This window comes from Pediococcus ethanolidurans, assembly GCF_001437405.1.
Taxonomy (GTDB): Bacteria; Bacillota; Bacilli; order Lactobacillales; family Lactobacillaceae; genus Pediococcus; species Pediococcus ethanolidurans.
This window is the reverse complement of the sequence record NZ_JQBY01000043.1, coordinates 1-7,397: the sequence shown is the minus strand read 5'-3', so window position 1 is coordinate 7,397 and position 7,397 is coordinate 1. Positions and strand designations below refer to the sequence as shown.

Here is a 7,397-nt window from a genome sequence, read left to right as displayed (position 1 = left end):
AATTCGGACATTTTCAAAAATGATTGACACTAAAAATTAAAAATAAATTAGAGAATCGGGGATAATAATCTGGAAAAATATTGTTTAAACTTCAACCATGGCGACTGTTCATCGTACATCTTAGTAGTTTGTAAAGTTGATTTTCGAATGTCTGCCTTAAATATTTCTTCCAGTTTTTCAGCCACTTTTTCGTCATACAAAAATGTGTTGACCTCAAAATTAAGTTTGAAACTTCGAAAATCCATATTGGCCGAACCAACGGAGCCGATTTTACCATCCACAACCATGGTTTTGGCGTGTAAAAAACCAGCGTCATAATTGTAAATTTGAATGCCCCATTTAGCACACTGTCGTGCATAGTACTGCGTAGCTCGGTACACAAAGGCATGGTCTGGCATGTGTGGAATCATGATACGCACATCAATTCCAGACAGCGCCGCAACACGTAAAGCATCAAGCACACTGTCATCCGGAATCAAATAGGGAGTTTGAATCCAAATTGATCGATGTGCAGAGTAAATCAACTTCAAATAACCCAATTTAATGGTTTCTGTATCAGAATCTGGTCCGCTCGAGACCACCTGTAAACTGGTATTCCCATTGACTTTAGCCACTGGGAAATAAGTAGACCCTGGATCAAACACTTTATCAATCGTGTGTTCAGGTTCAGTGGCATTCCAATCACGAATAAAACGCGCCTGCAGACCATAAACACCAGAACCCGCAATCCGCATGTGGGTATCACGCCAATAACCAAACTTTTTCTTTCGTCCTAAATACTGATCACCGATATTGAAGCCGCCAGTATAAGCAACTTGTCCATCAATCACCACAATTTTTCTATGGTCTCGAAAGTTCAAACGAAAGTCCGTCACTGGCGAATGAGTGCCCAAGAATGGTGATGCATAACCACCGAGTTCACGAAGATGGTCAAAAAACTTATTTTTAGTTCCCATCGATCCCCAAGAATCCCAAATAACACGGACATCAACACCTTCGGCTGCTTTCTTCTCTAGTAAGTGCAGCACATCATTTCCAATTTTGTCTGCATAAAAAGTATAAAATTCAATATGAATATGTTTTTTTGCGCGTTCAATATCTTGAAACATTTCGTGAAATAATTCCTTGCCATCGGTAATCAATTTCACGCGATTACGATGACTCAAAAAGGCGGCATCCGCATTCATAAACATGGTTGCCATGCCACTTGCGTCTTCAACAACTTTATCTGCTGCAGTATGATCACTGTTTAGCTCCTGTGTCTGTCGTGCTAAAACACGTTGCAATTCAATTTTAGTTTCTTTTTTTAATTGAAACATTTTGCCTTTAGGTAATTTTCGACCAGCAAATGCATAAAAAATAAAACCAACAACAGGAAGAAAAATGAGGACAAGTAACCAGGCCCAGGTTGCCGCAATATCTCGTTTTTCACGAAACACAGTGACAATTGCTGCCAGTGCATTAAGTGTAACAATGGTTTCTATGATAATATGTACCCAGTTCATAATTATCCCCCGTTAATTTATAGATTACTGTAACTCTAAAAGATTTAAGTTTGATTATATTGTAAAATAGGACGAAAAATCGTTTTCCTAATTTTATTCTACCCTTACCTTGTCTTATTTGAAACTACTTTTGTTTTTTACAGGCTGCGTATTAAAATTAAAAAAATAAAAGTAAAACTAGAAGAATAAGTCTTTCCAGCTTTACCTTTAATTTTGGACACAAAAAAAACCGTTGCCGCGGCAACGGAAAATAAGTAACATGACCATATACATGGCCATCCATTCACTTTATGGGGGGAGTAAATGAAAAAGTTATTTATGTAGTTAATAGTATTCACAAATTGTGAATATTTTGTGAACTTAACGTTTCAATTAAATTACAATTTTAAAAAAATATCATTGGAGTGAAATATGCAATGCAATCTGACAAAAAGATACTAGTTTTACCCGCTAAAACAGCAGATAATGCTCAATTGGCAAAAATTTATCTACATTCTCGGCAAGAAACCTTTGCTTGGGTTAAGCATCCCCACTTTTCTGACTTTGAACGTGACTCAAAAGATGAATTAATTTTAAAAGCTGTACTTAACAACAAAATTGTTGGCTTTATTAGTCTTTACCAACAAGATAATTTCATTCATCTTTTATTCATTGATCCTGCATATATGCATTTAGGTATCGGTGGTCAACTACTTGCCCAAATTAGGCAAATAGCAACCGATTTAGTCACTTTAAAGTGCGTTCGAAAAAATACGAATGCCCTTGCTTTCTATAAAGCACAAGGCTTTAAAATAATTGGCAAATCCTTGTGGGAATCGCCTGCGTACTACACCCTTCAGGACACCAAAAAAGAAGATTATCCACTTTATAAAGCGCAATAATCTTCTTTTTGTTTACTTCTTTGCCTGCACAAAAACACCATTTACAGTATCGCTATCCACCGTTCGTGCTGCATTAAACCCATAGAACGTCAGACCCTTATATTTCTTAGCTAGACCTTTTTTTAATTTAAATTGATAGGTTGCTGGAATTCCAGAAAGTTTCATTTTTAGTGTAACAACCGTTTGTTTTTGTTTATTAACACTTAACTTATACGTTCCTTGCCCAAATTTACTGATCCCTTTAGCCTTTTTAGCTGCCGCATAGGAAGCATAATATTTTTTAACGTTGTAAGCCCGAACGGTACCACCTTTAGTAAAGATAAAAGCTTCAATTCCAGAATTAGATTTGTACTTTAAATTTTTAGAAAAATACCATAGCTGGCTGCTGTTTCGAATTTGTTTACTAGGTGCAACCTTAGAAACTTTTGGTGTACTCACTTTTTTTACTGATCGACCCGTATCCGTTCCAGATTGTGCACAACCAGTCAAAACTAAACTTAAACCTAAAATTGAAACGCCAACAAAGATCGCCAATCTCTTTAATTTTTTCATCATCCTCGCCCCCGTTCTAGCTGCTCATCTTTTATCTGAATTATACGTTGTTTTACGGTTTCTTGCTATCAAAATTAGTCGAGATCTTTAAATTCCGGTCGCGCTTTAGGCACTAAAAATTGTCCGGGAATTGCACCGACTCGTTTCGTTACTTTATTCCAATACCGCGGGATTAAATGAATATGACAGTGAAAAACACTTTGACCAGCTGCCGCACCAGAATTAATTGTGACATTGTATCCGTCGGGCTTAAATTTAGCATCTAACAGTTTTTTTGCATCTGCGACCATTTGTACCAATTCAAGATTTTCTTCTCCTGTAACGTCCCAAATTTGCGTTACATGCCGTTTAGGAATAATCAGTAAATGTCCTTTGCTGACTGGATGAATATCCCAGAATGCAATTACGAGTTTACTCTCAAGTACATACTCTGAGGGTTGTTTTTGACAAAATACACAGTTCGGATCAAAATTCATAATCCCGCCTCCTTAGTACCTATATTGTACGCCCTATACAAAAAGAGATGTTACGATTTTTTAACTCGCACATCTCTTTTTAGAAACATTATAAAATTAATGTTTGTTTTTCTTTTTCTTAAACGAAATTCCCTCATACGTTAATTTAATTAAGCTTGGTAATAATACCGGGATGATAATAATCAAAATAATCAAGCCGATAATAACGACCAAAGCAACTTGAATTAACGTCAAAACTCCAGATGGAATCATCGCAGCGAAGGTCCCACTCAAGATAATCATTGCCGAAAGCACAACCGCACCAATAATTCCTGATGCCTCAAGAATTCTCTTGCTTGGTTTCAAGCTCTTGTTGAAATCACGATACCTCATCATTAAGAAGATACTGTAATCAACACCCAAAGCAATAATCATAATGAAACCAAAGAACGGTGTGTTCCAAGTAAGCATTGATTGACCCAAGAAGATATTACTAATTGCTTTTGTAATTCCTAATGAACCGTAATAAGCCAAGAGCAATGTCCCAATGATATAGAATGGCATCAAGATTGACCGGGTAACAAGCATCAACGCAATTAAAATACCAACAATCATAATTGCAGCTGTTCTGGTAAAGTCACTTCCAGCAACCTTATTGATATCAGCTGTTTGTGCTGTTTGCCCACCAACTGCAACGGTTGCGTTCTTCAATGAAGTTCCTCGCAAGTCATTTTTGACTTGTTGTTGAATATCCTTAACCTTGGCCATTGAAGCCCCAGATGCAGGATTAGAATCAAGCACAATCGTTAACTTGGTTGCTTTACGATCCTCAGAATAGTAAGTCTTCAAAACTGGTTTAAATGATTTGCCATGAATTTGACTTGCTGGGATATAGAAGGTCTTCCCAACTGAGGAATTACCCATACCGTTAAGATAACTATTTGCCGTTGTCATTCCTGAACCAATTGTCTTCGTTCCATCGGCTGCTGTCTTCAAACCAGATTGAAGTTTAGTTACCTTACCAGATAAGCCTTTCAATGTGCTATACATTTGCTTTTGACCAGAAACTTCTTGGTCAAGACCACTAGTCAACGCTGGGGTTGATCCAGCCAAGGTACTTGCACCACTTGAAAGTTGATCAAGACTGGTTGTCAGTGTTCCCATACCACTAGTTAACTTACCAACACCACCAGTTAATTCACTACTCTTACCAGATAATGTTGAGGCTCCACTAGCTGCCAATTGAACGCTATTAGCATACTTGTTAAGACCACCATTTAACTTCGAAACACCATTTACTAAGGCTGAGTTCTTATTAACTTGTGTATTTAATTGTTCAACACCAGCTGTAAACTGTTTCAACTTAGAAATACTGCTTGAGGCACCCTTCAATTGTGTACCAAGGGCAGTTAACTGATTTAATTGAGATTCGCTGATGTTAGTTGAATTCATTAACGATTCAGCTTTACTCATAACTGTTTCAAGCTGTTTTAACTCACTAATTGTATTGGAATCAATGTTAACTGAATTCAATTCCTTTTCTAAGCTAGCCACTTGTGTCTTCACACTTGAAAGGCCACTTAAAGTTTCACCAGTAGTTTTAATCGTTTGTGCAGAAGCACCAGCTGTTTTAGCACCAGCCGTAATTTGCGACTCAGCAGTTGCTAACTTCTTTTTATCATCTGTACTCATTGTACTTTGATCAATACCAGACAATGTCTTCAAGGCTGCCGTATTTGAAGCAGCTGCTTGAGCAGAGTCAGTTGCTGCAGAAGTTAAGGCACTTGAAACCTTATCCAAACTAGCAAACGAACTGTTAACTGCTGACAAGTTCTTCTTAGCTGATTCTAATTCGGTCAGTAATGGTGCTAACTGTTCCAAACTATTAATTGCATTTTGAGATTGAGCCAGTTCTGATTTCAGCGAGTTGAGTTGTTTAACGCTACTGCTCAAACCAGAAAGACTACTCATTGCTGAATTACCAGCACTCAACGTCTGTTGCAAACCATCCAATTGACTATCAATTTGAACAGCAGCTGAATTCAAAGTAGACACACCTGTTGAAAGTTTCTGAGCCGAAGTTAACAATTCCTGTGACCCATCAGTTAATTGACTGGAATTGCTATTTAACAAGCTAAGTCCCGAACTTAAAGTATTAACACCACCAGCATATTGATTTAAACCACTAATCAATGGTGACATTTGACTGCTCATGCTGGAAACGCCTGAAGAAATTTGCGAAGCACCACTAGATAATTTATTAGCACCTGCTGTTATCTTTAGTGATCCATTACGTAAAACTTCAGTACCGTTAATCAATTGTTGTACGCTGTTTAAGCCACTACTCATGTTAGTGCCGGCTAATTGGTCAGACGCACTTGTTAGCCCCTTACCAATTGTGTTTAGACCTGTGTGAGCCTTATCAATTCCGGTCGTAACTGTCTTGACTTGACCTTTAACGTATAACTTGCCAATTGCCGAACCACCTGGTTGAGTAGCCGATGCAACTGTTTTAATTCCTTTTTCTTTTTGAAGTTGTTTCGTAATTTGATCAACTAACTTCAAAGTCTCTTCATTATCTAATCGTTTGTTAGACCGAATATAAAGTGTGGAAGGTTCAGCAGTTCCGGCTGAGAAGTGCTTCTTAACCACATTAAAACCAATTTTTTCAGGTAAAGTATTACTTAATTCATCCAAGTTGTCATAATTAAGAGTTCCTGAACCAGTCACCACAAAAGGTACGGTCAAAAGTAATACTAATGCCAATGCAATAATTGGATGCAAGATTGATGAGTTAGCTAACGCATGCCACATCTTACTTTGTGAATGTCCATCAAATTTCTTAGATGGCCAAAACATCTTTTTACCCAGAACATGCATAAAGAATGGGTTCAAGGTTAAAAGAACCACAATCAAAACGGCAACTCCTAAAGCGACGCCAACTGCTGATTTATAGATTGAGAACTTGGCCAAACCAAGCGCCAAGAATCCAATAAATACAGAAGAACCACTATAGAGAATCGTTCGTCCCGCAGTGTGCAGTGCTTTTTGACTAGCCGTATGTCGATCCTCACCCTTACTTAGTTGTTCTTTGAATTGCTCATACAGCAAAATGTTATAGTCAGTTCCAATTCCGAATAGAACCACCACAATGAAAACTTGCGTAAAGTTTGAGAACGGGAAGTTAGCCCGTGAAACTAGATTTGTGACAATTGACAAAGTTGTAATAAACGATACACCAACTGTGAAAACAGAAATTAGTGGCACGATTGGTGATTGGAAAACCAAAATTAAAACAATGAAAATGAAAATTGCTGCAATAATTTCAGTTTTCTTTACGCCAGCCTGAGTGGCTTCCGAAAACTTCTCGTTTAAAATGTCACCACCAGTAATGTATGACTTCACATTAGGTGTCTTAACAGCCTTCGTTAGTTCCTTATCAATCGTCTTATAGGAACCATGACTTTTAGAAACTAGCACTTGAACAAGTTCCGTCGATTTATCTTTTGAGATTAATTGTTTACGTGTCTCTGCATTATCTGATGCAGCCGTAATGTCCTTAATCCCCAATTTCTTTTTGTTATCTCGCAGATAGTTAATCGTACTATTAATATTTTCTTTTTGATCTGCGGTTAATTTTTGATTGCCATTATTAAAAATTGCAACCACTTGCGTCGTATTCCCTTGTCCATATCCCCATTTGGACTGAATTCGATTTGCAATTTGGCTTTGTGCTGCACTAGGTATCTTGGTATCACCATGAGATCTTACTAATTGATCGATATTTGGCAAACTAAAAATACTAATTAAAATAATGCCAATCCAAACAATCAGCGCAATTCCGTGGTTTTTCACAAGCTTTTGCATGTTTATCTCCTTTCAATGTCCAGTTTAATATACAAGAGGATATTATAAGCGTTCCGAAAATAAATGTAAACAATTTTCTTTTATTTTCATTTAATATTTTTTAGTTGCCCGATTTACAATTCAAGTGCAACACCTGA

5 protein-coding genes are annotated in these 7,397 nt (G+C 37.2%); 1 reads left to right on the top strand and 4 read right to left on the bottom strand.

Going from position 1 to position 7,397, the window contains the following annotated elements:
* Window positions 1–47: 47 nt before the first annotated feature.
* Window positions 48–1,505 carry a cardiolipin synthase gene (cls, locus tag IV87_RS10585; RefSeq protein WP_057808087.1) on the bottom strand — a complete coding sequence of 486 codons (1,458 nt, stop codon included), beginning with the start codon at window positions 1,503–1,505 and terminating at the stop codon, window positions 48–50.
* A gap of 416 nt (window positions 1,506–1,921) precedes the next feature.
* On the opposite strand from cls, the gene IV87_RS10580 reads away from it, so the two are divergent.
* On the top strand, window positions 1,922–2,386 hold the full coding sequence (locus IV87_RS10580; RefSeq protein WP_057808085.1) for a GNAT family N-acetyltransferase: 465 nt from the start codon (window positions 1,922–1,924) through the stop codon (window positions 2,384–2,386).
* A 12-nt stretch (window positions 2,387–2,398) separates the two neighbouring features.
* Here the strand turns inward: IV87_RS10580 and IV87_RS10575 are convergent, their stop codons facing one another.
* The 3 genes from IV87_RS10575 to IV87_RS10565 all read right to left on the bottom strand — a co-directional run bounded on the left by IV87_RS10575 (window position 2,399) and on the right by IV87_RS10565 (window position 7,260).
* The gene (locus IV87_RS10575) at window positions 2,399–2,941 is read right to left on the bottom strand and encodes a hypothetical protein (protein WP_143053210.1); all 543 of its coding nucleotides are present in this window, start codon (window positions 2,939–2,941) and stop codon (window positions 2,399–2,401) included.
* A gap of 71 nt (window positions 2,942–3,012) precedes the next feature.
* Window positions 3,013–3,414, bottom strand: coding sequence for an HIT family protein (locus tag IV87_RS10570; protein ID WP_057808081.1), 402 nt, complete (start codon window positions 3,412–3,414; stop codon window positions 3,013–3,015).
* 96 nt (window positions 3,415–3,510) lie between these two features.
* On the bottom strand, window positions 3,511–7,260 hold the full coding sequence (locus IV87_RS10565) for an MMPL family transporter (protein ID WP_057808079.1): 3,750 nt from the start codon (window positions 7,258–7,260) through the stop codon (window positions 3,511–3,513).
* Window positions 7,261–7,397: the final 137 nt, after the last annotated feature.

Excerpts from the sequence above, each read along its gene's own strand:
- cls (WP_057808087.1), bottom strand. The coding sequence starts at position 1,505 with ATGAACTGGGTACATATTATCATAGAAACCATTGTTACACTTAATGCA.
- IV87_RS10580 (WP_057808085.1), top strand. The coding sequence starts at position 1,922 with ATGCAATCTGACAAAAAGATACTAGTTTTACCCGCTAAAACAGCAGAT.
- IV87_RS10575 (WP_143053210.1), bottom strand. The coding sequence starts at position 2,941 with ATGATGAAAAAATTAAAGAGATTGGCGATCTTTGTTGGCGTTTCAATT.
- IV87_RS10570 (WP_057808081.1), bottom strand. The coding sequence starts at position 3,414 with ATGAATTTTGATCCGAACTGTGTATTTTGTCAAAAACAACCCTCAGAG.
- IV87_RS10565 (WP_057808079.1), bottom strand. The coding sequence starts at position 7,260 with ATGCAAAAGCTTGTGAAAAACCACGGAATTGCGCTGATTGTTTGGATT.